This window comes from Bradyrhizobium sp. GW821-FHT12B03 (assembly GCF_058807535.1).
Map to the genome: position 1 here is coordinate 72,547 of NZ_JBXAQU010000014.1, position 25,051 is coordinate 97,597.

20 protein-coding genes are annotated in these 25,051 nt (G+C 65.8%); 10 read left to right on the forward strand and 10 right to left on the reverse strand.

The window, feature by feature from the left end:
• The first annotated feature begins 400 nt into the window (after positions 1–400).
• On the forward strand, positions 401–901 hold the full coding sequence (locus AC1RUR_RS24785) for a Dps family protein (RefSeq protein WP_492848805.1): 501 nt from the start codon (positions 401–403) through the stop codon (positions 899–901).
• Positions 902–1,109: 208 nt separating this feature from the next.
• Here the strand turns inward: AC1RUR_RS24785 and AC1RUR_RS24790 are convergent, their stop codons facing one another.
• The gene (locus tag AC1RUR_RS24790; RefSeq protein WP_492848807.1) at positions 1,110–2,096 is read right to left on the reverse strand and encodes a helix-turn-helix domain-containing protein; all 987 of its coding nucleotides are present in this window, start codon (positions 2,094–2,096) and stop codon (positions 1,110–1,112) included.
• Between the two features lie 379 nt (positions 2,097–2,475).
• On the opposite strand from AC1RUR_RS24790, the gene AC1RUR_RS24795 reads away from it, so the two are divergent.
• Positions 2,476–5,355 carry an ATP-binding protein gene (locus tag AC1RUR_RS24795; RefSeq protein WP_492848809.1) on the forward strand — a complete coding sequence of 960 codons (2,880 nt, stop codon included), beginning with the start codon at positions 2,476–2,478 and terminating at the stop codon, positions 5,353–5,355.
• Positions 5,356–5,361: 6 nt separating this feature from the next.
• Here AC1RUR_RS24795 and AC1RUR_RS24800 read toward each other — a convergent pair whose 3' ends face one another.
• From AC1RUR_RS24800 to AC1RUR_RS24830, 7 genes are all read right to left on the reverse strand, one after another.
• On the reverse strand, positions 5,362–6,081 hold the full coding sequence (locus tag AC1RUR_RS24800) for a hypothetical protein (RefSeq protein ID WP_492848811.1): 720 nt from the start codon (positions 6,079–6,081) through the stop codon (positions 5,362–5,364).
• Between the two features lie 103 nt (positions 6,082–6,184).
• A complete protein-coding gene (locus AC1RUR_RS24805; protein WP_492848813.1) occupies positions 6,185–7,228 on the reverse strand; it encodes an alpha/beta fold hydrolase in 1,044 nt (347 codons plus the stop codon).
• A gap of 66 nt (positions 7,229–7,294) precedes the next feature.
• Entirely contained in the window at positions 7,295–8,251 is a 957-nt protein-coding gene (locus tag AC1RUR_RS24810; protein ID WP_492848815.1) for an alpha/beta fold hydrolase, read from the reverse strand.
• A gap of 15 nt (positions 8,252–8,266) precedes the next feature.
• Positions 8,267–9,223: a heme-binding protein gene (locus AC1RUR_RS24815; RefSeq protein WP_492848817.1), complete on the reverse strand. Its 957-nt coding sequence runs from the start codon at positions 9,221–9,223 to the stop codon at positions 8,267–8,269.
• Positions 9,224–9,307: 84 nt separating this feature from the next.
• Positions 9,308–10,009 (reverse strand): type 1 glutamine amidotransferase domain-containing protein, encoded by a 702-nt coding sequence (locus tag AC1RUR_RS24820; RefSeq protein WP_492848819.1) that lies wholly within the window; start codon positions 10,007–10,009, stop codon positions 9,308–9,310.
• Positions 10,010–10,189: 180 nt separating this feature from the next.
• A complete protein-coding gene (locus tag AC1RUR_RS24825; RefSeq protein ID WP_492848821.1) occupies positions 10,190–10,897 on the reverse strand; it encodes a hypothetical protein in 708 nt (235 codons plus the stop codon).
• Positions 10,898–11,015: 118 nt separating this feature from the next.
• Positions 11,016–13,859: an ATP-binding protein gene (locus AC1RUR_RS24830; RefSeq protein ID WP_492848823.1), complete on the reverse strand. Its 2,844-nt coding sequence runs from the start codon at positions 13,857–13,859 to the stop codon at positions 11,016–11,018.
• A 328-nt stretch (positions 13,860–14,187) separates the two neighbouring features.
• Between AC1RUR_RS24830 and AC1RUR_RS24835 the strand changes: the two genes are divergently transcribed.
• The 7 genes from AC1RUR_RS24835 to msrA all read left to right on the forward strand — a co-directional run bounded on the left by AC1RUR_RS24835 (position 14,188) and on the right by msrA (position 19,684).
• The gene (locus AC1RUR_RS24835) at positions 14,188–14,853 is read left to right on the forward strand and encodes a sensor histidine kinase (protein ID WP_492848825.1); all 666 of its coding nucleotides are present in this window, start codon (positions 14,188–14,190) and stop codon (positions 14,851–14,853) included.
• A 132-nt stretch (positions 14,854–14,985) separates the two neighbouring features.
• The gene (locus AC1RUR_RS24840) at positions 14,986–15,675 is read left to right on the forward strand and encodes a VOC family protein (protein ID WP_492848827.1); all 690 of its coding nucleotides are present in this window, start codon (positions 14,986–14,988) and stop codon (positions 15,673–15,675) included.
• A 237-nt stretch (positions 15,676–15,912) separates the two neighbouring features.
• Positions 15,913–17,226, forward strand: a complete 1,314-nt coding sequence (locus AC1RUR_RS24845) for an epoxide hydrolase family protein (RefSeq protein ID WP_492848829.1) — start codon at positions 15,913–15,915, stop codon at positions 17,224–17,226.
• 71 nt (positions 17,227–17,297) lie between these two features.
• Positions 17,298–18,146, forward strand: coding sequence for an enoyl-CoA hydratase/isomerase family protein (locus AC1RUR_RS24850; RefSeq protein WP_492848831.1), 849 nt, complete (start codon positions 17,298–17,300; stop codon positions 18,144–18,146).
• Between the two features lie 107 nt (positions 18,147–18,253).
• A complete protein-coding gene (locus tag AC1RUR_RS24855; protein ID WP_492848833.1) occupies positions 18,254–18,676 on the forward strand; it encodes an OsmC family protein in 423 nt (140 codons plus the stop codon).
• Between the two features lie 20 nt (positions 18,677–18,696).
• The gene (locus AC1RUR_RS24860) at positions 18,697–19,131 is read left to right on the forward strand and encodes a cupin domain-containing protein (RefSeq protein ID WP_492848835.1); all 435 of its coding nucleotides are present in this window, start codon (positions 18,697–18,699) and stop codon (positions 19,129–19,131) included.
• A gap of 37 nt (positions 19,132–19,168) precedes the next feature.
• Positions 19,169–19,684 (forward strand): peptide-methionine (S)-S-oxide reductase MsrA, encoded by a 516-nt coding sequence (gene msrA, locus AC1RUR_RS24865; RefSeq protein WP_492848837.1) that lies wholly within the window; start codon positions 19,169–19,171, stop codon positions 19,682–19,684.
• A gap of 45 nt (positions 19,685–19,729) precedes the next feature.
• Here the strand turns inward: msrA and AC1RUR_RS24870 are convergent, their stop codons facing one another.
• On the reverse strand, positions 19,730–22,570 hold the full coding sequence (locus AC1RUR_RS24870) for an ATP-binding protein (protein WP_492848840.1): 2,841 nt from the start codon (positions 22,568–22,570) through the stop codon (positions 19,730–19,732).
• A 296-nt stretch (positions 22,571–22,866) separates the two neighbouring features.
• On the opposite strand from AC1RUR_RS24870, the gene AC1RUR_RS24875 reads away from it, so the two are divergent.
• Positions 22,867–23,856, forward strand: coding sequence for a Bug family tripartite tricarboxylate transporter substrate binding protein (locus AC1RUR_RS24875; protein ID WP_492848842.1), 990 nt, complete (start codon positions 22,867–22,869; stop codon positions 23,854–23,856).
• 6 nt (positions 23,857–23,862) lie between these two features.
• On the opposite strand, the gene AC1RUR_RS24880 is transcribed toward AC1RUR_RS24875, so the two are convergent.
• Positions 23,863–25,023, reverse strand: a complete 1,161-nt coding sequence (locus AC1RUR_RS24880) for an MFS transporter (RefSeq protein WP_492848844.1) — start codon at positions 25,021–25,023, stop codon at positions 23,863–23,865.
• Between the last annotated feature and the right edge of the window lie 28 nt (positions 25,024–25,051).

A 25,051-nucleotide genomic window follows, 5' to 3' on the forward strand; every position in this document is an offset into this window, starting at 1 on the left:
GCGTTCGTCCCTTGCTCCTTCATTGCGAGTGCAGCGAAGCAATCCGGAGTCTTTCCGCGGAGGGATTCTGGATTGTTTTGCTGCGCCCGCAATGACGATGGCAACATGCCCCCATCCATCACCGTCACCCCGGCGCAACCGCGAAGCGGTTGTCGCCTGAGGTGCTCGCCTCTTCGGCGAGCCTCTAAGGGCGACGGCCCGGCTGCATCCCGGCCGTTCATCCTTCGAGGCTCCTGGCGCGATGCCTTGCATCGCGCCAGGAGCACCTCAGGATGACGGAGTTGGTGTGCTTTTGTACACGAGCCACCCGTGCGAATTCGAAATCGGCCCGGGCATGACGAAAGAAAGCTCCCGCGTCGCACTGCTAAGGGTTCGTGACCCCACCAAAGGATCAACGAACATGACCAAGGCAGATCTTCAAAGCCCGACCGATCTCGGCGCCAATGCGAACCGGGACATTCCCGCCGCGCTGCGTGCCCTGCTCGCCGACGTCTTCGCGCTCTATCTGAAGACCAAGAACTTCCACTGGCACATGTCGGGCAGCCATTTTCGTGACTATCACCTGCTGCTGGACGAGCAGGCCGACCAGATCTTCGCCATGACCGACGACATCGCCGAACGCGCGCGCAAGATCGGCGGCACGACGCTGCGATCGATCGGCCACATCGCGCGCGAGCAGCGCATCCTCGACAACGACGCGGACTATGTCGACCCTCTGGACATGCTGGCGGAGTTGCGCAGTGACAACCAGCAGCTGACGCGGGAGATGCGGCGCGTGCACGAGCTTTGCGACGAATATCGCGACGTCGCAACCGCAAGCCTGATCGAGAACTGGATCGACGAGGCCGAGCGTCGGGTCTGGTTCCTGTACGAGTCCGGCCGCAGCGGTCCGCGTGCGTGATGCCGCGCGCCGCGGTGGCGGTTGCAGCGACACAAGGAAAAGGGGGCCGTCCTGTGTGGGAGCAGGAACGGCCCCGAGTGGCTCGTGGCCCGGGAGGAGGAGGGCGCGAGCCGGCGCAAGTGGCAGGGCACTTACGTTCGAAAGGTTGCAGACCAAACCAGACGCGTATTCCGCAATTCCATGCCGTTGGCCGTGTCGCAAAGACGCGCTACGCGGCCGCGCTGGCGGTCCAGTCCCTGTCCGCAGCATGACGGTGCCGTGGCAGCGCTTCGACTGCGAGAGGCTTGGCCTTGCTGGCGAGGCGCCAGCGTGCCGGAGACTGGCCGCTGATGCGCTTGAAGACGGTCGAAAAATGCGCCTGGGTGCTGAACCCGACGGCAAGCGCGATCTCGGCCAGTGGCCGCCCGGTCGTCGCGAGCAACGTCTTCGCATGCTCGATCCGGTGATTGAGCAGATATTCGCGCGGACGGTAGCCGGTCGCGGCGCGGAATTGCGCTGCAAAGTGCATCCGGGACAGGCCAGCGACATTGGCGAGTTCGGACAGGCTGATGCAGCGGTCGAAATGATCGGCGATGTATTGCTCGACGCGCCGCAGCCGCCATTTCGGCAAGGCATTGACCCGGGCGCGCGGCGGCTCCAGTCGCATCAGATGCATTGCAAGGGTCTGGCCGATGCAGCGCGCGAATTCGTGGTCCGCGGCATTGCCGTGCTCGGTCAGCGCCTTGGCGAGCTCGGCGGCGAGCGGGTCGCGCAGCAGGACGAGGTCGCCAAGTCCTTCAGCGGCAGGCAATTGCGCCGGGAAATGATCGGTGGAGATGTGGAAGTGCAGGAAGGCGCAAGGCGCCTGGAATTGCGCGGCGAGAGGCTTCGACGGCGCGCTGACATAGAGCGTCCCTGCGGGCATGGTGCCGTCGAAAATGACCTGGCGCTCGCGGGTCAATTTCGCGCGCGTGGTCTTCAGCGCGATGCCGACGAAATAGCGATCCTCCGGCGTCGTCGCGTCGTGCGACGAGCTGTCGTTGAAATCCTCCCATCGCGAGATCGTGATGTCCTCGATTGCCGCCTCCGGGGCGTGGTCGATCCGCCGCCACCCGCTTTCCCTGGGGATCGCCGGTGCTGCCTGACGGACCCGGTGGTCGCGCGGGTCGGCCTGAAGATCAATCCAGGCAGGCGCCGCCTGCAAGTCGGTCAACATCGCTCGTCCTCTCCTGGCATCGCGGCCGCTGGCGGCGACCGGCAAACTCTCAAGCCCAAAGCTTTCAACACGGCTTTCGAGAAGGTTTTCCATGCTCAGAGGATAGGCGTGCGCCGGGCAAGAAGCCCGTTAGTGATGATTAGGATGTGTTAGATTTTGTTTGCTCGCCCATGATGTGACAGCCCGTCGCAGGGAGTCCGACTTTGTCAAACTTTTCAACTCTTTGCGCCGATTGGCGTGGTGCGGGGGTGGCGCGGCACATGCCGCGACGATCGACACGCCGGTGTGAGGCTCGCACTCTGCCCTTAACGGACCTCGCGTCGGTGCTGGATATGGTCGCCGCGCCTCTCGATGCAGTGGTCGTCAGGATGAGCGAGAAATGACCGAGCTTCCGGCAGAACATGGCCCCATCAGCAGTGCCGCTGGGGTGAATCTCGATCTCGATGCGGTCTCGTTCGGGCCGTTCTCCCTGAGATCGCGGCTGCTCGAGAAGGATGGCGCTCCGGTCAAGCTCGGCAGTCGCGCGATGGATATTCTGCGTCTGCTCGTCAGCCGCGCCGGCGAAGTGGTGCCGAAGAACGAGATCCTCGGCTACGCGTGGTCGGGCCTTGCGGTCGAGGAGATCAGCCTGCGGGTCCATGTCGCGGAGTTGCGCAAGGTGCTCGGCGACGGCAAGGACGGCGCCCGCTACATCACCAACGTCCCGAGCCGGGGCTATTGCTTCGTCGCGCCCGTCCAGCGCGGCGAGCGCGCGGCGGCACCGGCGTCCGTGCAGCGGGCACCCGCGCAAGTGGCATCGCCGCCGTCCTTGCCGCATCGGCTGGACCGGATGATTGGTCGGGACGACGTGCTGGCGGAACTGTCGACCCGTCTGCTCAGCGACCGTTTCGTCACGCTGCGAGGGCCGGGCGGCATCGGCAAGACCACCGTTGCGACCGCGCTCGCCCATGACATGTGGCAGACATTCGAGGGCCGCGTCCATTTCCTCGAATTTGGTCCGTTGAAGGACGCCGCCCTGGTCGCGAGCACGATCGCCGCCGCCCTCGGCCTCGTCGTGCACCACGATGATCCCTCGGGCAGCATCGTCAATTTCCTGCGCGGACGGCGGCTGCTTCTGATCCTCGACAGCTGCGAGCACGTCATCGACGAGGTCGCGCGCCTCGCCGAAAACATCTATCGCGAGGCGCCCGGCATCGCCATTCTCGCGACCAGCCGCGAGTCGCTGCTGGTTGAAGGCGAGCAGATCTTCGAGCTCGTTCCTCTGCCGGGCCCGCCGCAGGGGACCCGCCTCAGCGCCGATGAGGTGCTGGACTATCCCGCCGCGCGACTGTTCATTGATCGCGCCGCCGCCGCGGGACATCGGGGCGACATCACGGATGAGGATGCCGAGGTCCTCGCCGAGATCTGCGGCAAGCTGGATGGTATTGCGCTGGCGATCGAGCTCGCCGCCGTGCGCGCCGGCGTCTACGGATTGCGGGAGATGGCCGCATTGCTCGACTCCAGGCTCAAGCTGGAATGGCGCGGGCGACGAACGGCGCCGCCGCGACAGCAGACGCTCGGTGCCACGCTCGACTGGAGCTTTGGCCTGATCGGGGAGAGCGAGCGGACGGTGTTTCAGCGGCTCGCCATTTTCGCAGGTCCGTTCACGCTCAAGGGCGTGATCGCGATCGCGGCCGACGATGGTGCACTGGCCGATCGTGTCGTAGACGCGCTGGAGCAGCTGGTCGCAAAATCGCTGGTATCGTCCCAGCCGGACGGCGCCTCGCGGCGCTATCGCCTGCTGGATGCCACGCGCGCCTATGCCATGCAGAAGCTCGCCGATTGCGGCGAGGCGGGCGCGATCGCCCGTCGTCACGCCTCGTATGTTCAGCGCACGCTCGAAGCCGGCATGGCCGAGCAGGGCGGCGATCAGGCGTCCCGCTCGCAGGAGCGCGCCAGCCTGCTCGCCGACGCCCGCGCGGCGCTGGAATGGTGCTATGCGAACGATGACGGCGCCGCCCAGCGTGTGCCGCTCGCCGGAAGCTGCGCAAGGCTGTTGGTCGAGCTCAGTTTGCTGAACGAGGCGCGGATCTGGTCGGGCCGCGCGCTCGCAGCGCTCGATGATGCCAACCGGGGCGGCCGATGGGAGCTGGAACTCCAGTCGACGCTCGGTCACGCCTTCATGTTCACGGAGCGAAACAGCGAGCAGGCCGAGGCCGCACTGCGACGCGGGCTTGCGATATCGGAAGCACTTGGCGATCACGCCAACACATTCAGGTTGCTGTCGCGGCTGAACATGTTCTACCGCCGGACCGGCGACTACCGGCATCTGGTGCCGACCGCACTCCATGCCGAGCGGATTGCCCGACTGATCGGCGACACCGCAGGCGTAGCGGGCAGCAAGGCGCTGCTCGGGGTGTCCTATCATCTCGCCGGAGACCAGACCGCGGCGCAGGCCCATCTCGACGAAGGCGTGCGCGACGACGCTGCGTTGCGCGGAACGCAACCCGGGCATTTCGCCTATGCGCGCACGCCGCAGATTCCGCTGGCGCGGGTGTTGTGGCTGCGCGGCTTTCCCGACCGTGCGCTCGACTGCGTCCGTCCGCTCGTCGGCGCGGCCGCGCCGCGCGACGTGGTGATGCATTGCATCGCGCTGTGCTGGTCCGCTTCGGTGTTCGGCTGGGTCGGCGACTGGGCCTCTGTCGAGGCGATGACGGACCGTCTGGCGCAGCATGCGAGCATGCACGGGCTCACGCCCTATGAGGCCGTGGCATCCGGTTTTCGAGCCCAGACCATGATCGCCCGCGGCGAGGTGGCCGGCGGCATCGATCTGCTGCGGACGGTGCTGCCGCGCCTGCACGCGGATCGCTACGAGCTTTACGTTTCCGCGTTCGCTGCCGACCTGTCGCAAGCGTTGGTCGCCCTGGGACGATTGACGGAAGGATTGCAGGTCCTGCACGAGACGATTGCCCGCGTCGAGCAGGGTGGCGGAGGTTTCGACATGCCGGAACTGCTGCGCCGTCGCGGCGACCTCGAAGCGCGTGCCGGTGATCTCGATGCTGCCGAAGCGAGCCTTGCCACATCGTTCGCGCTGGCCGAGCAGCAGGGCGCGCTGTCCTGGCAGCTGCGAACCGAGATGTCGCTTGCGGGGCTTCGCCGCCGGCAAGGCGCCGCGAATCCGCTCGACGGTCTCGCTGCAACCTATGCGCGGTTCACAGAGGGATTCGCCACGGCAGATTTGAAGAAGGCGCGGTTCATGCTGGACGAACCGTCAGCCTGAAAGCGCTCAGTCGAATCGAAAATCCGAGAGGTCGATCGACACCATCGGCTCATCGCGCAGCGGCATCAGATCTGCATCGCGCAGATAGATGCGCCGGCGTGTCGGGAGCCTGAAGCCGTCAACGGTGACGGGCGCGGATAGATAATGCGCCGCCGGAAAATTGCCGGCGATCTCGACGTGATAGTCGTGCCGGCGGATGAGCAGGTCAGGACCAAAATAGAAATCCTGCTCGGCGCCGTGGCTCGCGATCTCGGCCGGGAACGTCGCCCGCAATCCGCGCCAGATCTCCGCGCCCTCGTGCCAGGGCTCGATCTCCCGGACCTCGAATCCGTCCATCGCAAGCAGGAAGGGCGTAGTCATGGAGGTCCACAGCGCGTAGCCGTTGAAATAGGCGCGATGCAGCGAATCCCAATGGGTCCGCATGTCGTGCCGGGCGAACGCGGCGCGCGGATTGCGGCGCTCGGCGACGATGCGTCCGTCCGCGGCGACGATTGCAATCCGCTCGGGGCTGAAATCGGTGCGTTGGCCGGGCTTGCCGAATGGCTCGACCGACGCCCGCTCGCGGTGCAGATCGATCCGGATCGTGCGCGGGGCCTGATCCTGATCGACGCCTTTCAAGGCCCAGAGATCGCCGCCCATCACGATCGTGGCGGAGAGTCGCTCGCGGGCATTCCATCGATCGAGGCCGCCATGGGCCTCGATCGCATTCGCCAGCAGCGGAATCATCTGGCCGTTACCTCTCACATCGGTATCTTGTCCTGATGGAGATACGCGCGGACGCAGGCGATCGCCCGTTAAGCGTTGTTAAGTGCCGTTGGCCGATCCGGTCTCAAGCTTCGGCCATGACGTCGAGAACTGCGTCGGCAAATGCCTTCGGTGCCTCCTGCGGCAGATTGTGGCCGATGCCGCCCTTGATGGTCCGGTGTGAATACCGGCCCGAGAATTTCTTGGCATAGGCGGACGGCTCGGGATGCGGCGCGCCGTTGGCGTCACCCTCCATGGTGATGGTGGGCACGGTGATCACGGGCGCCTGCGCCAGGCGCGTCTCGTCCGCGTCGTATTTCGCCTCGCCCTCGGCGAGCCCGAGCCGCCAGCGATAATTGTGGATCACGATCGCGACATGGTCGGGATTATCGAACGCCGTGGCGCTGCGATCGAAAGTGGCATCGTCGAAGTGCCATTGCGGCGAGGCCAGCTGCCAGATCAGCTTCGAGAAATCATGGCGGTACTTGTCGTAGCCTTCGCGGCCGCGCTCGGTCGCGAAATAGAACTGGTACCACCATTGCAGCTCCGCCTTGGGCGGCAGCGGCATCTTGCCGGCCTGCTGGCTGCCGATCAGATAGCCGCTCACCGACACCATCGCCTTGACCCGCTGTGGCCACAGCGCGGCAACGATGTTGGCGGTCCGCGCGCCCCAGTCGAAGCCGGCGATGGTGGCCTTGTCGATCTTGAGCGCGTCCATCAGGGCAACGACATCTGCCGCGATCGCCGCCGGTTGCCCGTTCCGCATCGTCGCGTCGGACAGGAAACGCGTGCTGCCGTAGCCGCGCAAATAGGGGACGATCACGCGATGGCCGGCCGCGGCCAGCAGCGGTGCGACGTCGACGAAGGCGTAGATATCGTAGGGCCAGCCGTGCAGCAGGATCACGGGCGGACCGTCGGCGGGCCCGGCTTCGGCATAGCCGACATTGAGGAGGCCGGCGTCGATCTGTTTCAAGGAGGCGAACGCGGTGTTTGTCTCCGGCTTGATGGCGCCGGCGGACTTTACCGGCTTGGCCGCAGCCGGCGCGCCCAGCGAGAGTTGGGCGGCGGCGAGCGTCATCGCGGCGCCTCCGAAGAAGCGGCGGCGTTCACGGTTGATGGTGTCGGACATACGTATCTCCTGTCGTCGTTGCATTGTGCGAGACGTGGCGGGTCGCCACACCGTCGCCATTCGTGTTCAGCCCTTGTGTCCATCCAGTCGTGCAAGGAAGTCGCGGACGAGCGAAGCGATCTCGTCAGTGGCTTCATCCAGCGCGAAGTGGCCGGCGTCCAGGATGTGGACTTCAGCCTCAGGCACATCGTCGCGATAGGCCGCCGCGCCGGCGACCGCGAAGGACGGATCGTACTTGCCCCAGACCACCAGCGTCGGCGGCCGCGTCTTGCGCAACCAATCCTGCCACTTTGGATAGGAGGCAACATTGGTCCGGTAATCCAGGAACAGCGTGGTCTGGATCTCCGCTTGGCCTGGACGCGTCAGGAACGCGTATTCGTCGGTCCAGGTGTCGGGGTCGTAGCGCTCAGGATGCGGGCTGGAGCCGAGATGGCGCTGTCGCGTTGCCTCCAAAGAGGTGAAGTTGGCCTTGAGCGCCTCGAGCTCGTGGGCCGGATCGGCCCAGTATCTGCGCCGCGCTTCCCAGAGCGGGCTCAGCCCCTGCTCGTGCGAGACCGCATTCTGGATGATGATGCCGCTGACACGTTCGGGATGCGCCAACGCCATGCGGAAGCCGACCGGGCCGCCGTAATCCTGCATGAACAGGACGTAGTTGCTCAAACCGAGCTTTGCCGTGAGCTCACTCATCACGCCGGCAATGTTGTCGAAGGTGTAGGTGAAGTCGGACGACGGCGGCGCGCTGCTGTTACCGAAGCCGGGATAGTCCGGTGCGATCAGGTGATATTTGTCCGCAAGCAGCGGCAGCAGAGGCTCCCACATCCGCGACGATGAGGGAAAGCCGTGCAGCAGCAGCACGGTCGGGGCGTCGGCCGGCCCGGCCTCGCGGTAGAAGATCTTGAGGCCCCGGATCTCGACGGTGTGATAGCTGATCGAGCGCCGGCTCGATCGCAGATCCTGCGCCGAAGCCTGCACGGCTGCGCACGCAAGCGCGGCCGAGAGGGCGAGGGTGGCTGGAATGTTCATGTCGTCGCTCCGATGTCAGGCCGCTGCGCGGTCGTCCGATCCGGCACCCGCGCGGGCCGCAGCTTCAGCGCGCCGGACGACGTCCGTGAGCTCGGGCGTAAAGCTTTCGTCGCCGTCCTCGATGTGCCCGGTCAGCCGCGCGGTGACTTCCTGGAACACCCAGCCATTGCCGTCGGGGTCGTTGAACGAGGCGTAGGAAGCGTAGCTTTTGCGCTGCGGATTCGGACCCGCGGCGAGATCGCTCGCGCTGGCATGATGGAATATGCCGCCGGGATCGTGGAACGGCTCGCTGACGGTGATGCCGCGCCGGCGAAGATCGTCACACGCGGCCTGGATGTCGGATACGATGAGATGAAGTCCCTTCACGGAGCCGGGAGCAGCGGTGGTGAGGTTGCTGCCGAAAATGACGGAGCAGCCCGAGCCGGGAGGCGTGAACTGGATCGCGCGATAGCTGTCCTTGCCCTGATGGTCGATGTCGAGCCGCCAGCCGAGGTCGGCATAGAAGCGCTTGGCGCGCGCGACGTCCGAGACCGGCAGGACGACGACCTCGATCTTCATGTCGACCCGATCGGTGGCTGCGGGTTCGCGAAGCCCCGCCTCGAGGATATCGACGTCCTGCTCGACGGTACCGCCACTGATGCCGACGCCGGCGACGAGCTGTCCGTCGATGGTCAGCGGCGCGCCGCCACCCATCGAGCAGAAGCGTCCGCCCGCGACGCCCATCAGCGGAAAGAGAGCCTGTCCAGGCTGCACCATCGGAGACAGGTCGGAGGTTCGAAGCCCGACCAGGGCGGACGTGTACGCCTTCCGCTCCGACAGTTCGAGCGAAAATGTCGGCGCGCCACTCATACGGTGCTTGAGGATGACATTGCCGTGGATGTCGATGACGCAAACGGCGACGGGAACCTTGGCGCGTGCAGCCTCTGCTTCAATGCGCTCTGCGATCGCCTTCGTGTAAGCAAGCAAGTCCATGATCGTGTCCTCTCCGAGGAATATCGCGGCGGAGTCGAGAGGCGCCGTCGCAGGCGCCTCTCGAGATGCGACCGCATCCGGAATCTACGAAGCCTTCGCCATCGGCTTGCGCTTGAGGGCGGCGAGCAGCGTCTGCGCGGCCGGGCCCGACGAATGCGGGTTCTGCCCCGTGATCAGCTGACCGGCGCTGACGACGTGCACGCCCCAGTTTGCCGTCTTCGAGAACACCGCACCGAGCTTCAACATCTCGTCCTCGACGAGGAAGGGGACCACCTTGGTGAGGCCCACATCCTCTTCCTCGCCGTTGGTGAATCCGGTCACTTCCTTGCCCTGGACCAGCGGCTTGCCATCGGGCGTCTTGACGTGGCGCAGCGCGCCGGTCGAGTGGCATACGACGGCGATCGTCTTGCCGGCGGCGAGGAAGGATTCGATCAGCTTGACCGAGTCCTTGTCGTCGGCGAGGTCCCACATCGGCCCATGGCCGCCCGGATAGAACAACGTGTCGAAGTCTTCCTGTTTGACGCTGTCGAGGCGAACCGTCTTGTCGAGCTGGGCCTCCGCGGCCGCATCCTTCTCGAAACGGATCGTAAGGTCGGTGCGGAACTCGGGCTCGTTGCTCTTGGGGTCGAGCGGCGGGCGGCCGCCCTTGGGCGAGGCGAGCGTGATCTCCGCGCCGGAATCCTTGAAGACGTAATAGGGGGCTGCAAGCTCTTCGAGCCAGAAGCCCGTCTTGCGTCCGGTGTTGCCGAGCTGGTCGTGGGACGTGAGGACCATCAATACTTTCATGACACGGATTCCCTTGATTGCGTTCGCTGAATGACGCGCTCCCTGCTGATGGAGCACATCGTGCAAGTCTTCGCCGAGCTGCTGCGTTCGTTCGCCGCTGGCAAACGTAATCTGCACCCAAGCTCGGCCGTTGGCTCGTTATGTGGTGTTAGACGTTGCGAGGGCCGCGTGCCGTGGCCGCTACTCGAACACGGCGTCGAAGATCTCGACGTCCATCAGCACCGGCTTGGCGATCACGATTCCGTCAGCCTGGAGCGCCTGCACACGGCGAAGCGTCGGCACCACGATGCCGCCGAAACTGTCATGGGCCCAGGAATGATGTGCGACCTTCATCCCGAAGAGATCGTGATCCGTCCGTCGTTGCAGCGCGTTCTCGTCGAAATAGAAGATCTGCTCGGGCGCGAGCGTGATCAGGTGCGCGGGGAATTGGGCCCGCAGCCGCCGCCAGGTCTCACTGCCTTCACGCCAGGGCGACAGCTCCTCCAACACGACATCGGAATGAGCGAGCAGGAACGGGATCGTCAGGTAGTTCCAGATCGCGACGCCGCAGAAGAAGACGAGATGCAGTTCGTCGGCAAGCGCGGGGGCGCTGGCTTCGGGAAACGCAAGGCTCGGATTGGGCCAGGTCCGCAGCACCTCGCCATCCAGGCTTTCGATCGTGATCGCGTCCGGTTGAAACGAGCCTGAGTGTTCTCCCCCGGTGATGCCGGTGAAGCGGACGGATTGCGTCCGGGTCGAGCCTTCCGCGGTCACATCCTTGAATTCTCTGGCGTGTCCGGCGCTGGAGAACAGCGTTCCACCGACGGAAAGATGGAGCGTGAAGCGGTTCAAGCCGTTCCAGCGGGCCAAACCGCCGCTGGCGTCGATCACATCGTCAAGAAGAGCCATGTCCCGCCATATCCACCGTGAAACGTCACCACCATGGCGGGGCGCATGCGGCTTGGCGTGTTAGAAGTTGTTAGGAGTTGCGAGCGGGCAGTATGGCGGTATCCCGTTGAAGATACTCTCAATTCAGCGCGCCCAGGAGCTCCCTGGCAGCCAACAGATCGCGGGTTTGAAGGCCCTCCTGATAGCGCGCGACGAGCGGGGCGAGCAGGTTGCGTGCCTCGCCGGCTTGTCCGGCCTGACGCCAGACGCGGCCGAGGCTGATCGCCCCCCGCAGCTCCCAGCCGAGCGCGCATTGCCGGCGCGACAGATCCAGCGATTTCCGGAAATAATTCTCGGCCTCCACGGCATTGCCCGATCGGACCAGGATGTCGCCCTTGACCCTGAGCATCTCCGGCATGTCGAAGGATTCGCCGTGATCGGGGATCTGCGCGATGGCCTCGTCGATCATGCGCAAGGCCTCGTCGGGCTGGTCCTGGGCGGCAAGACCCTCCGCGAGCGCCGTCGCGAACACCGTCGTCATGATCCGGTGCCGCGTCGCGTACAGCGTGGCCTGGCTGCGGCGAAGATGCTCGATCCCGCTGGCGACCTCGCCGCGCCGCAGCAGCAGCTCGCCCTTCTGGCCGAGGCCGACCGCATGATAGGGGCCGAGAAAGTGCCGCTCGGCATGGTCGATCAGCCGCTCGATCATGATTTCGGCATTGGTCCAGTCGCCGACCCAGAGGAACACGTAGATCGTCCAGATCAGGGAAATGCCGAGCGTGAGCGGCTGCTTGAGCAGCTCGGCCTCGCGCACCGTGTATCTCGCCGCCTCGATCGCACGATCGGGCCGGCCGGTGAGCCAGAGCCCCCGCACCAGCGCCACCAGCGCAACGATGCGGTCGTCATAACCGAGATGGCCGAGATTCAGCCGCTGCGAGCCGGGATTGTGCACCATCGCGCTCTCGCAGAACTGCACGGCCTTGTCCTGGTTGCCGATCAGATGATGCGCGACGCCGAGCATCCATTCCACGTTCCGCGCGGCGGCGGGATCGTTCAGCTTCCGCGCGACGCCTTCGCCCTGCACGCTGGTTCCGAGCGCGCCGTGAAAGTCTCCGACCCTGGTCAGGTAGACGTGCAAGCCGCGCAGCAGCCAGAGCTGCCAGTGCAGGTCTTCGAGCTCCTGCGCAAGCTGGAGGCCGCGGGTGAACGCGGAGCGGACCGCTTCGGTATTGCCCTGCGTGAACATCACGGAGACGCCGAGCGCGGCCTGCAACGTCATCTCCTGGCGGCTGTCCATCGCGCCCGTAGCGAGAGACGCCAGCGCCTGATGTGTCCAGCGATAGCATTCCGTCAGCAATGTCAGCTCGAGGAAGAACTGGGCCGCAGAGGCCGCCAGATCCGCGCCGATGGCCCGGTCGCCGCCGTCCGAAAAGCTCCAGGTCAGCGCGGCCCGCACGTTGGGCAGGTGGTCGGCATAGGGAAGGAAGCCGCCCGCGCTCTGCAGCCCCGAGGATTTGAGGGCGACGTCGAAGAGGAAGCCGCGGAAATATTCGGCATGGGCGCGCGCGACGCGGGCCGCTTCCCCGTTCTCGACGAGCTTGCCGCCGACGAAGGCGCGGGTGGTGTCGAGCAGGCGATAGCGCAGCCGCCGCTCCGCGGGCGAGGTCGCGATCAGGGACTTGGAGAGCAGGTTCGAGATGGCTTCGACCGCCTCGGATTCGCCGATGCCCTGGCAGGACGCGACGGCAAGCGCGGCTTCCAGGGTGAACGGTCCAACGAACACCGACAATCCGCGCAGCGTCGCGCTCTCGGCTGCGGGCAGCAGGTCATAGCTCCAGGCGAGCGCTGCGCTCAGGGTCTGGTGCCGCGGGATAGCGCTGCGCCGTCCCCGCCACAGCAGCGAGAAGCGGCTGTCCAGCAGCGAGGCGGTTCCGGCGATGCCATAGGCATTCACGCGTCCGGCCGCGAGCTCGATCGCGAGCGCAATTCCGTCCAGCCGCCGGCAGATCTCGGCGACGAGCGGCGCGTCCTCCTCGCTGAGTTCGAATTCGCTCAGGCTCTCGGCAATGCGTTCCACGAAGAGCTGGCTTGCGGGATAGGCAAGGATGTCGGCGATGCCGAGTCCTTCGCGCTGTGGCGGGCAATCCAGTGGAAACAGCCGGTGGACGCGCTCACCCTCGGTGCGAAAGGATTCGCGGCTGGTGGCGAGGATATGCAGCTCGACCGCCTCCTGGACGAGACGCTCGGCCAGGGGGGCGAGCTCGTCGAGGATGTGCTCGCAACTGTCGAACACCAGCAGCGTGCGCCGGCTGCGCAGGAACGTCAGCAGGCCCGGCATCGGATCGTCGGAATTGATGGTCAGTCCCAGGGCGGCCGCAATCGTTCCGGGAACGAGCCGGGCATCCGTCAGCGCTCCGAAATCGACGAAGCATACCTGGCCGTCGAAGGCCTCGAGCTCGCGGTGCGCGACAGCGAGTGCGACCGAGGTCTTGCCGATCCCGCCGGGGCCGACGATCGTGACGAAACGATGCAGGGTGAGCTCGGCCAAGATCTTCTCGACGGCGTCGTCCCGCCCGATCATCCGCGCAAGCGGTGAGGGCAGCGAGTGGGGCGAAGAGACAGGCGGATTGCTCCGGCCCTCCGAAGATGTCGGACGGAGCAGCGGAGCGGCGAGACAATAGCCGCGTCCGGGGACGTTGATGACGTAGCGGGCACCTTCGCCGGCTTCGCCCAGGGCCTTGCGCAGTGTCGTGATGTGGAAACGCAGGCTGCCTTCGTCGACCGTCACGCCGGCCCAGATCCGCTTGATCAACTCCCTCTTGTCCACGACCTCGCCGGCGCGCTCGGCGAGAACAATCAGGATGTCGAGCGCGCGGCCGCCGAGGTGAAGCGGAGCGCCGTCCTTCTCCAGCAGCCGCGACTTTGCAAGCAGCCGGAATGGACCAAAGGCAATGGCCGAATCCTCGTCGTTAGTGTCTGGCACGGGCCAATGATTCCAGTGAAAGGGCTGTTGTTGGCAATTTTGATCTACCAGAACGAGGTCATCAGTAAACTGGCCGAAAGTGGCGAAATCGCGTGGTGGTCATCGAACGCAGGCGACAATCTCCGTCGCGAATTTTGCTTAAACACGAGCGGTTTACGATGCGACTGCGACAATTCGTCAGTGGCTTGACCGTCGCGGCGGCAGCCTCCGCCGCCAAGTCGTGATGCCGCCGATCATAACAAAATCTTGCAACGTCTAACGGGCAAAACGCGCGCGATGCATCCAGTATGGCCTTCGAGTTAGGTCCAGTTCCAACGGGGAGGCTATCATGTCCGCCATCGGCTCCATGTCGAACGGCAGCGCCGTGCGATCGCAATTCGTCGCCGGCCTTGACGAGCAGTCGCGTGATTGGGAACTCGTGCTGCGGGAGTCCCATCATCGCATGAAGAACACGCTGACGCTGCTGGGTGCGTCAGTCCGCCGCGACTTCACGCGGGCCGGCACCAGGGACGTGTCGCTTGCGGTGGATCGGTTCGAGCGGCGCATCGTTGCCTTCGGCAGGCTCTATCAGCTCCTGTCGGACAACGACGATCAGTCGATGGTCTCCGTCGGGGCCTTCTTCGAAAATCTCTGCGGAGCGCTCTCCGAGGCGGTGCTGGAGCCGGCGGGCGTCCGCTGCGAGGCCGCGATCGAGAGCGGCACGCTGCCGGCGTCGCAATGTCATCGGCTTGCGCTGATGCTGACGGAGCTGGTCACGAACGCGGCCAAGCACGCTTTTCCGAACAAGGCTGGCGCACTGATCCGCATTGACCTCGCCAACCGCGACGGCGCATGGTTCTGCACGGTCACCGACAACGGGGTCGGCGCCACCGGCCCGCTTCAGGGCACGGGCAGCCGCATTCTCGAAGGGCTCGCACGCAGCGTCCACGCGCGGCTGCATGGCGAGGCGGGGGAAGGCGGCACGCGGGTGACCATCGCGATGCCTGCCGCCTGAAGATGGACTTTACCCGGAACCCTCACGAGTCCAAACGTCCGACAACCAGCAATAAGCGCCGATCCGCGCGAAGTGGAGCCTGCAAAGAACGGGTTCGGTTGTGAACCCACGCCTCACATCAGGGAGTTCGACATGACCACACTCGAAATCGATCGCGAAGCCGGGACCAGGCCCTCGACGTCGCGCAGCGTTGATCTGAAGCTCGAGATCGTCGTCATTCCGGTGTCCGATGTCGATCGCGCCAAGGCGTTCTACGCGCGCCTCGGCTGGCGATTGGACGCCGATTTTGCCTCCGGCGACGACTGGCGCGTGATCCAGTTCACCCCGCCGGGCTCGGCCTGCTCGGTGATCTTCGGCAGGAACGTCACGGCGGCAGCACCCGGCTCGGCGCGCGGCCTGTATCTGGTCGTCTCCGATCTGGAGGCCGCACGACAGGATCTGCTCGGCCGCGGCATCGCGGTCAGCGAGCCATTCCACGGCGGCGGCGATGTTCACGCCGGGCCGGACGAGCCATACCTGTTCGGCAGCGTTCGCGTCAGCGGCGCTGACCCGAAACGCGGCAGCTACAGCTCCTTCGCCTCGTTCAGCGATCCCGACGGCAATGGCTGGCTGTTCCAGGAGGTCACCACGCGATTGCCCGGACGCATCGCAGGCGACGGGACGAATTTCGCCTCGCGGGCCGATCTGGCGGCGGCGCTGCGCCGCGCGGCGGTGGCGCATGGTGAGCACGAGAAGCGCACCGGCGGACACGACGACAATTGGGCGGACTGGTATGCCGACTACGTCGTGCGTGAGCAGGCTGGCCAATCGCTGCCGTCCTGAAATCGCGGCATTCTCCGAACACGGCGCGCGATGACCTGGTCGTCGCGCGCCGTTTGCGTTGTATCGCGCGTCGCATCAGCACCGGTTCGCTTGCCGCGAGACTCGCAAGGGCTAACGCACTCTAACAATCCATAACGAGCAAACAGCAAGTGCCTGCGCCAATCTCCTTGCATGACGAGCCGACGTCTCGATTTCGAATTCGGTCAACCGTACCGACCAAAGCAAGGGAGATCCAACATGACCACGCAAGCACGCGCCGACATCCTCAACCCCGACCGCCGTCAACTGCTGGGCCAGGCCGCGATGACCGCGGTTGCCGCCAGCGTAGCGAGCCTGCTGCCGCTGCGTCCGGCAAAGGCGGCTGCGAGCGGCGCGATCCGCCCGTTCCACGTCAACGTGCCCGAGGAAGATCTGCTCGACCTCCGCCGTCGCCTGGCGTCGACGCGCTGGCCGGATCGCGAGATCGTCGCCGACCAGTCGCAGGGCGTGCAGCTGACGACGCTGCAGCAGCTGGTGCGCTACTGGCAGAACGACTACGACTGGCGCAAGGTGGAGGCGCGGCTGAACGCGCTGCCGCAATTCGTCACCGAGATCGACGGCGTCGACATCCACTTCATTCATGTCCGCTCGCGTCACGACAACGCGCTGCCGATGATCGTCACACATGGCTGGCCGGGCTCGATCATCGAGCAGATGAAGATCGTCGGCCCGCTCACCGATCCGACGGCTCATGGCGCGAAAGCCGCCGACGCGTTCGATCTCGTGATCCCCTCGCTGCCCGGCTACGGCTTTTCCGGCAAGCCGACGGCGCTCGGCTGGGATCCGCAGCACATCGCGCGGGCCTGGATCGTGCTGATGAAGCGGCTCGGATATGGCCGCTACGTCGCCCAGGGCGGCGATTGGGGCAATGCCGTGACGGAGCAGATGGCGCTGATCGCGCCGCCGGAATTGCTCGGCATCCACACCAACATGCCCGCGACCGTCCCTGACGACATCGCCAAGGCGCTTCAGCCCGGCGGGGCGCGCCCGTCAAACCTCTCGGCCGAAGAGCGCATCGCCTACGACCAGCTCGACGATTTCTACAAGCACGGTCTCGGCTACGCGATCGAGATGTCGAACCGGCCGCAGACGCTCTATGGCCTCGTCGATTCGCCGGCGGGCCTTGCATCCTGGATGCTCGATCACGATGCGCGCAGCACCGCGATGATCGCGCGCGCGTTCGATGGCAAGGCGGAAGGGTTGTCGCGCGACGACGTGATCGACAACGTCACGCTGTACTGGCTCACCAACACCGCGGTCTCCTCGGCGCGGCTGTACTGGGAGAACAAGCTGGTGTTCTTCGAGCCCAAGCATATCAAGATCCCGGTCGCCGTCAGCGTCTTCCCGGACGAGATCTATGCCGCGCCGCGCAGCTGGGCCGAGAAGGCCTATCCCAAGCTGATGCACTACAACCGGCTCGACAAGGGCGGTCACTTCGCGGCGTGGGAGCAGCCCGCGCTGTTCTCCGCGGAAATGCGCACCGCATTCCGTCCGTTGCGCCAGTCGATCTGACGAGCATAGGGGACGCGCGCACTCGGCGCGCGTCCCCGTCCTTCAACACGCATATATCAGGAGTGCCAGCAATGAACCGCCCCGAACGCACCTTCACCACCGACGACATCCGCCTGGAGCGCCGCCTGCCGTCATACTGGCGCGTCACCTTCGACATGCCACCGGTGAACATCTTCGGTCCGAAGCATCTTCCGCTGCTGGGCGACATCATCACCGCGATCGAGACCGATCCGGACGTGAAGGTGGTCGTGTTCGACAGCGCCGTCGAAGGCTTCTTCATCACGCATTACGACTTCCTCGCGCCGCTGGAAGATTCCTTGAGCATCCCGCCCGGGCCGACCGGCCTGCAGGCGCTGCCCGACATGCTGGTGCGCCTCAGCCGCGCGCCCGTTGTCTCCATCGCCTCGATCCGGGGCCGCGCCACCGGCGTCGGCAGCGAGCTCGCGCTCGCAAGCGACATGCGTTTTGCCAGCCGCGAGAAGGCGATCCTGTCGCAGTGGGAGGTCGGTGCGGGCCTCGTGCCCGGCGGCGGGCCGATGGCGCGATTGCCGCGCCTGATGGGCCGCGGCCGCGCGCTCGAAGTTCTGCTCGGCGCCGACGACATCCACGGCGATCTCGCCGAGCGCTACGGCTACGTGAACCGGTCGTTGCCGGATGCCGAGCTCGACGGCTTCGTCGAGGCGCTCGCCATGCGTATCGCGTCGTTCGACAAGGACGCCATCGCCGGGACCAAGCGCCTCGTCGATGTCGCGAGCCTGCCGCCTGACGTCGAGATCAAGCCGGAGTGGGACGCATTCCTGGCCTCGCTCGGACGCCCCGCAAGCCAGAGCCGCATCAAGGCGCTGATGGCGCGCGGCTTCCACCGCGCCGGCGATGTCGAGAACCGGCTCGGCTTCCATGTCGGACAGGTTGGTGTCTAAGGGAACCGCTGCGGCGTTCGGCCGGTTGGAGGAGCGACAGGCGGTCGTGCCAATGTCGCTTTCCTTCGGTACCGAGCCGGTGCTGAAATCAAACAAGGAGAACCACGATGATCCGCAAGGCAACAGCAGTCTGGAAGGGCACCGGTCGCGACGGCACCGGCCAGCTATCGAGCGAATCCGGCGTGCTCAGTGCGACGCCCTATTCGTTCAAGACCCGCTTCGAGAACGAGAAGGGCACCAATCCCGAGGAATTGATTGCAGCCGCCCACGCCGGCTGCTTCACCATGGCGCTGGCCTTCGGCCTTCAGCTCGCCGGCTTCACGCCGACCGAACTCTCGACGGAGGCGGCCGTCACGCTCGAGCCGGAAGGCAAGGGCTTCAAGATCAGCAAGTCGGCGCTGACCCTGCGCGCCAAGGTGCCGAACCTTGATGATGCAGGTTTCGCCAAGATCGCCGGCGAGGCCGAGAAGAACTGTCCGGTGTCGAAGGTGCTCAACGCCGCGATCACGCTCGACGCCAAGCTGTCCTGACCGAGCAAGGGAGCAGCACCATGCCTCGCCAACATCAGCCGGATGAAGACAGGTTCAGGGCGATCCTGCCGGAGGATATCGCATGGCAGCCGTTCCCGGCGTTTCCATCAGGCGCGCGCCTCGCCATCATGGTCGGCCATCCCAACGAGCCCGGGCCTTACGTGGTCCGGGTGAAGGTGCCTGGCGGCACCAGGCTGATGCCGCACAAGCATCCGGAAGATCGTATCTACACGGTCATGTCGGGTGTGTTCTACATCGGGCTCGGCGAGCGTTTTGACGGCGACAAGGTCAAGGCCTACCCGCCGGGCAGTGTCATTGTGCTGCCCGGCGAGACCTGGCATTTTCACTGGGCGAAATCAGGAGAATACGTCACGCAGGTTTCCGCCATCGGCCCGCTGGGCCTCGAATATCGCGACGACCATGATGACCCGCGGCTGCATGCGGTTGCCAGGTAGAGCGCCGGGGATATCGATTGAACGAATGGAGCTTCAAATGACGACAGAGCGCGCAGTGTTGGCGGGAGGCTGCTTCTGGGGCATGCAGGATCTGATCCGCAAGCAGCCTGGAGTGATTTCGACTCGCGTCGGCTACACCGGCGGCGAGGTGAAGAACGCCACCTATCGCAATCACGAGGGCCACGCCGAGGCGATCGAGATCATTTTCGACCCGGCGAAAACGAGCTTCCGGACCATGCTAGAGTTCTTCTTCCAGATCCACGATCCCACCACGCTGAACCGTCAGGGCAATGACCGTGGCACCAGCTATCGCTCTGCAATCTTCACCACGAGCGACGAGCAGAAGAGGATAGCCGAAGACACCATCGCCGACGTCGAGGCCTCCGGCCTGTGGCCCGGCAAGGTGGTCACCGAAATCACGCCCGCCGGCGAGTTCTGGGAAGCCGAGCCCGAGCACCAGGATTATCTCGAGCGCTATCCTGACGGCTACACCTGTCACTTCATCCGGCCGGGCTGGAAGCTGCCGCGGCGCGCGGCAGCCTTGGGAGGCTAGAGCGCAGCGTCGCGGATGGCCAGGGGGAGGCCGCGCAGTGGTGCTTCAGCTCCGGAGTTGCGCGATCAGACCTTGGGCCTCGCGCATGTCAGCGGTGCGGGATCCCTCGGTCAGCGGCCGGCAAGCGGCCTCCAGAACGTCAAGCGCCTCGGCGTCGCGGCCTTGTCCCAGTCTGAACCGCGCGATGCCGATGGCGCATCTCAGCTCCCATGATCGTGCGCCCTGCTGCGTTGCGATGTCCATGGCCTCGTGAAATGCCGCTTCGGCGGCGGGCAAGCCCTTGGTCTGCTTGAGCATCAATTCACCCTTGATGCGGATCAACTCCGGCAGATACCAGCGCTCCTGCCGGTCGTTGCAGCGGGTCAGGACGTCCTCGATCACGTCGAGTCCACGGTCGGCCTGATCGGCTTCGCCAAAACACGCGGCGAGCTCACCAAACAGAGGAAGAAAGCGCGGCAGGAAGCGGGCATCGCCGGCGCGGTTGAGCTCTTCGCGCAGCAGCGGCAGGCCGGTCGCGACGTCGCCGCGCTTGGCGATGACCGCTGCGTTGAAGGCGCGTGCCCACAGGCCCCACAGCCGGATCGCATGTCGCTCGGTGTGTTCGAGCAGCTCGGTGCCGTGGCGTTCCGCGGCGTCGAGATCGCCGGCCCAGAAGGCGATCGGGCAGGCGGCCTGTCCCAGCACACTACAGAAGGTCAACGCGTGGCCGTTGGCATGGCCTTCCTCGATGTTTCGCGCGGCCAGCGCCTGGGCCTGGTCGGCGAGGCCCTGCAGCCACAGGATGCGGGCCCGGAAATATTGCGTGGATATCCTGAGATCGAGCGGGAAGATTTTCGGCTTGTCTGCCAGCACATGCAGCGACGCGTTCACCCGGTCGATATGCAGCCGCGCCTCGTTCTGGTCGCCGAGAAAGTGCAGCGCGACGGCCATCAGCCGGTCGCCCAGCATGAGGTCGGTCTTGTCGGGAGAGTTCGCCGCCGCGTTCGCAAAACGATCGGCGAGGGCGCGGGCCTTGCCGAACTGTCCGTTGTTGAACTGGTCGATGCACAGGCCCCAGAGCGCGCGCAGGCGGAAATCCTTGTCGTCGAGCCTGTCGGCCAGCTCGAGAGTCGTCTCGAGGATCGGGCGCGCCTCGCGCGCGCGGCCCTCGCCATACATCAGCGACCAGCCGAGCGCCGAGAGCAGCTGCATGCGGACGCGGTCGTCGCCGCCGCTGTCTCCGAGCGCCGCGAGTGCCGCCCTGGAGCGCTCGCGGCATTCGGCGAACAGCGAAAGACGCACCCACAACGTGATCGCGGCCGCCGTCAGCGCGATTCCCAGTGCGGCATCGCCGTCGGGCCCGAAGGCCCAGTCCAGCGCCGAACGCACGTTGTCGAGCTCCGCACCATAGACCTGCAGCCATTCGGGCAGCGGTGTCGACGTGTCGGCCTCGGCCCGCTCGAAGAAGTCGCGAAAATGCTCGGCGTGGCGCCGCGCGAACTGCCCGGTTTCACCGAGCTCGTTGAGCTTTCCATGCGCGTAGGTGCGCGTGGTGTCGAGCAGGCGATAGCGCAGCGTCCGCGAGCCGGACGGCGCGATCAGGGATTTGGTGACCAGGCTGTCGATCGCCTCCAGCGTTTCCGACGCGCTGACGCCATCGCCGGCCGCGACCGTGGCAGCCGCCTCCGGCGCGAACGGCCCGGCGAACACCGACAGTCGCCGCAAGGTGGCGCTCTCGGTCGCGGGCAGCAAGTCATAGCTCCAGTCGAGGGCGGCGGCGAGCGTCTGGTGCCGCGGCACGGCCGTGCGCCGTCCGCGCCATTGCAGCGAAAAGCGGCTGTCGAGCAGGGAGGCCGTGCCTGCGATGCCATAGGCATTGACGCGGCCCGCCGCGAGCTCGATCGCCAGCGCAATGCCGTCGAGGCGCCGGCAGATGCTGGCGACGAGCGGGGCCTCTTCCGCGCTAAGCTGGAACGGACCCGAGCTCTGCGCGATGCGCTCGACGAAGAGTTGGGCCGCGGGGTAGGTGAGGACCTCCGCGACACCAAGGTCTTCCCGTTCCGGCGGACAATCCAGCGGAAAGAGCCGGAAGATCCGCTCGCCTTCGCTCCGGAACGACTCGCGGCTGGTGGCGAGAACACGAAGCTGCGGCGCTTCGCGAACGATGCGCTCGACGAGCGGGGCCAGCGTGTCCAGCACGTGTTCGCAGCTGTCGAAGATCAGCAGGGTGGGGCTGGTCTTGAGAAACGTCAGCAGGGCCGGCGTCGGATCCTCCGCGCTGAGGGTCAGCCCGAGCGCGGAGGCAATGGTGGTTGCAATGTGGCTGGCGTCCCTCAGCGGGCCGAAGTCGACAAAGAAGACGCGTCCGCCGAAATCCTGGGAACGGCGATGACCGACGGTGACGGCGACTGCGGTCTTGCCGATCCCGCCGGGGCCGACCACGGTCATGAAGCGATAGAGCGACAGTCCGTTCGAGATCTTCTCGATGACCTCCTCACGTCCGACCATCTTCGCAAGTTGGACGGGCAGAGAACGGGGAGGGACGATGTCGACGGCGATTGGCGCGAGCGGCGGCGCCGCTTGAGCGAGCGACGCGACGAAGCAATAGCCGCGGCCGGGCACATTGACGACATAACGGGCCGACTTGCCGGTATCGCCGAGCGCCTTGCGCAGCGCCGCGACATGGAAGCGCAGACTGCCCTCGTCGACATTGACGTCGGCCCAGATGCGCTTGACCAGCTCCCTCTTGTCGACGACTTCACCGGGGCGTTCGGCAAGGAAGATGAGAATATCGAGTGCGCGGCCGCCGACGTGAAGCGGCGAGCCGTCCTTCTCCAAGAGCCGGGACTTTGGAAACAGCCGAAATGGCCCAAATGAAATGGCCGAGTCTTCGTTATGCTCTGGCACGCGCCATTGCCCCCTCGACGGGAGTCAAAAGGTATTTCTTTCTAGTCTATCAGAACGAGGCGTACAGTAAACTGGCCGAAAGCCGCATGGCTGGCAGACCTGCGCAGATCGCTTGGGTCGGCTTCGGCCCGTCGAAATATGACTTTGAGCGGAAGGGGTTAGGTCGCCAGGCCTCGGCGATGGTGCCAGGAAGCCGGTCCGGACGGAGCATTGACGGCGGCTGCAGATTGCTGCGATTGGGTGGGTCAGGAGCCGGTCCGGCCTCGACGACGACCACCGACTTCCGGAATTCGAAGATGCCTCCCCTCTCGCGGCGACAATTTGTCCATGCGTTGTCGGGCGCAGCTGCGCTGGCGGCAATGTCGCGCAGCGGGCAAGCCGCCGATTATCCGTCCCGCCCCATTCGGCTGGTGATCCCCTACGGGGCCGGCGGGTCGGGCGACCAGATCGGACGTCCCTGGGTCGACAGGATGTCAGCGCTGCTCGGGCCGACCTTCGTCGAGTATATCGGCGGTGCCGGCGGTGCGATCGGGACCGGGGCGGTCGCGCGCGAGGAGCCCGACGGCTATTCGCTGCTGCTCGGCAACGGCAGCACGCAGGTCATCATTCCCCTGACCTCGTCAAATCCCGGCTATTCCGTCGGCGATTTCCGCGCCATCTACCGCCTGATCAACAGTGCACTGGTTTTCGCCATCCATCCGTCGGTGCCTGCCGCAAATTTGCGCGAGCTGATCGCCCATGCGAAGGCCAATCCGGGCAAGCTGTCCTACGGCACGCCCGGAATCGCCACCGGCAATCATCTTGTCGGTGAATCCTTCAAACAGCAGGCGGGCGCACTGGACATCGTCCACGTGCCGTATCGCGGGATCGCGCAGGCGACCAACGACCTCGTCAGCGGCCAGATCTCGCTCGTCATTGCCGTCATGTCGGTCCAGTTGCAGCAGCTCAGCCAGGCCGGCAAGGTCCGGCTGCTCGCGGTCACGACTGAAAAGCGGCTGAGCGGCGCGCCTGACATTCCGACCGCCGTCGAATCCGGCATGCCGGATCTCAGATATGAGGGCTGGTTCGGCATCTTTGCTCCCAAACTCACCGATGATGCGATCATCGATCGGATCGCGCAGGCGACGCGCCTCGCGATGGCCGATCCGGCGCTTCAGGCAAGCTACCGCGCCCAGGGCATGGAGCCCGACAGCGATTCAAGTCCGGACAAATTCCAGCGCATCGTCGATGCGACGTCGGCAAGCCTCGCGCCCGTCGTCAAATCGATCGGACTGGGCAATTTGTGAGGCCGCTCAGGCGTCGACGGGCAACGCCCGGCGCTGATCGGCCGTGACGAGTCGCGCCGACAGCGTGACGAGGCACATCAGCGCGGCCAGGAGCCAGAACGCCGCCGGCAGTCCGCCCAGTTGCGCGACGAAGCCGACGCCGGCGGGACCGACGAGGATGCCGGCGTAACCGGCAGTCGTGATGGCCGCGACCGCAAGCCCCGTGGGCATCACCGTCTGCCGGGCCGCGCGGCGGAACAGCACGGGCACGAGGTTCGATGCGCCGAGGCCGATGAGCAGGAAGCCGGCTATGGCAAGCGACGCAACCGGAGCCGTGAGCAGCACCGCGAAGCCCGCGACCGCAATGAGGCTTCCCCAGAACAACGTCGTGCGATCCCCGATGCGCGCGACGACGGCGTCGCCGCCGAGCCGCCCCATCGTCATCGCGATCGAGAATACGATATAGCCGATGCCGCCTTGCGTCTCGGAGACGAGGCCCGCGCCGATGACGAGAAGTGCGCCCCAATCGAGCATCGCGCCTTCGACCAGGAAGGTGATGGCGCCCAGCAGCGCGAGCAGCAGCACAGAGCCATGCGGCAGCACGAACAGCGGCCCGTCCTGCACCTGCACCGAGCGAAGCAGGCGCGGCCAGGTCACCAGCATCGCAACCAGCATCAGGACGGAGCAGATCAGCGTGCAGGCGAGCGCGCCGAGTTGCAGCGAGAGCAGCGCGGTCATCAGGGCCGATCCGGCGAAGCCGCCGATGCTGAACAGCGCGTGGAAGCCGGACATCAGCGGCCGTCCCGCCGCGCGCTCCACCTCCACCGCGTGGATGTTCATGGCGACGTCGATCGAGCCGAGCGCGGCGCCGAATGCGAGGAGCGCCAGTGCAAGCGTTGCGGGCGAGCTCGCAACCGCCAGAACAGGCAGCACCAGCGCGAGACCGAGTCCGCCCGCAATGATGATCGGCCTGCTGCCATAGCGCGCGCTCATGATTCCGGTCACGAGCATCGCGACGACCGAGCCGATGCCGAGGCTGAGCAGGAGCAGTCCGAGGATGCCGTCGTCGACGCCGAGCCGCAGCTTCGCGAACGGCACCAGCGGCGCCCAGCACGCCATGCCGAAGCCCGCGACGAGGAAAGCAAGCCGCGTCGCAAGGCGTGTCGCCGGCCGGTCGGCAGAAGGCATGGAAGCTCCGGGGAGGCAGAAGGAGGGC